Here is a 1,144-nt window from a genome sequence, read left to right on the forward strand (position 1 = left end):
TAGAAAGTGATATTGGAGTGGAGCCCGAAGACGGCTTCGTTCCCGACGAGGCGGTTTCCTGTCCAGTCTGTCACACCGCCAGAGGGATGCCAGACATACTGGAAGTCCGGCTGCATGACCCACCAAGGCGTGACCTGCGCCTGATAGGTGAGTTCCAGATGGTTCTCATTGCCCTGCACGGGCGCGCCGGAGTTACGGTCATATTGCCGCTGGCCAGAAGAAGCCCGGCCAATACCCCAGCCCAGACCCACCGTATCATTGTCACGCCCCTTGAACGGAGCCTTGAGATTGATACCCGCATCAATGGCAAAGCTGATCATGTTGCGATCCCCGCCATTACCCGTAGCACGTGCAAAGATACCCACAGACTGCGGAGACTGGAGCGAGGGCCGCCAGATCATCTGGTCAATAATGCCATAGACCATCCAGTTACCCCGATCCCACCGCGGAATGCCCGTGGTGTCAGCCGCACTCCCCAGTGGCTTGCCCTGATTGTTGTAGCGATAATCAGGGAATTTGGCAGTATCGTAATACCCACCCAGCTTGTAGATGCCTGGCAGGCCGGGATCCTTGGTGACATGTGACATGTCATCAGGCTGGGGGTTGAGGGCATATTGCAGTTCGGTAATCAGCAGGGCACCAGTGCCCATGTTGAAGTTGGCGCCATCCTCATCATTGGTATTCTGGTTGGTGGGGTCTGCGCTGTTGCCTCCGTTCTGAATACCAAAGGAGTTGTTGCGGTTGCCCGGCGGGTTGTCATCCGCTGCGGCAAACATGAAGGTGAACTTGTCTGTTGGACGGTAACGGATGCGGATGGCGGGGGAAGAGAGTGGCCAGGATGGCCCACCTGCATACAGGTTGACCGATGGCGCCATGGGCCAGCCGAAGTTGGAGTTCAGATACAACGCCCCGTAATCACTGATCAGGAACTCGGTATCCAGATCCTGCTGCCCGATCTTGACGTCCAGCTTGCCGTCCAGAAAAGACTGTTGGTACCACAGCTCGAACAGACGGGTGGAACGATCAGCCTCAAACCCGCTGACGGGGTTGAAGTTGGCCAGATGATCCTGCGAGATAGAGCGCCCACGCAACTGCAGGGCGCTGACATTGAACGTGCCGCCCTTCAGGCCGATCAGCTTTTCCA

At 57.3% G+C, this 1,144-nt stretch carries 1 protein-coding gene; it reads right to left on the minus strand.

Annotated features, from left to right (window positions below):
* Nucleotides 1-1,144 (minus strand): carbohydrate porin (locus tag ACP7IZ_RS13730; protein WP_426849721.1); only part of this gene is annotated, 1,144 nt, incomplete at both ends.

This window comes from Acetobacter sp. AAB5, assembly GCF_050106715.1.
Taxonomy (GTDB): Bacteria; Pseudomonadota; Alphaproteobacteria; order Acetobacterales; family Acetobacteraceae; genus Acetobacter; species Acetobacter oryzifermentans.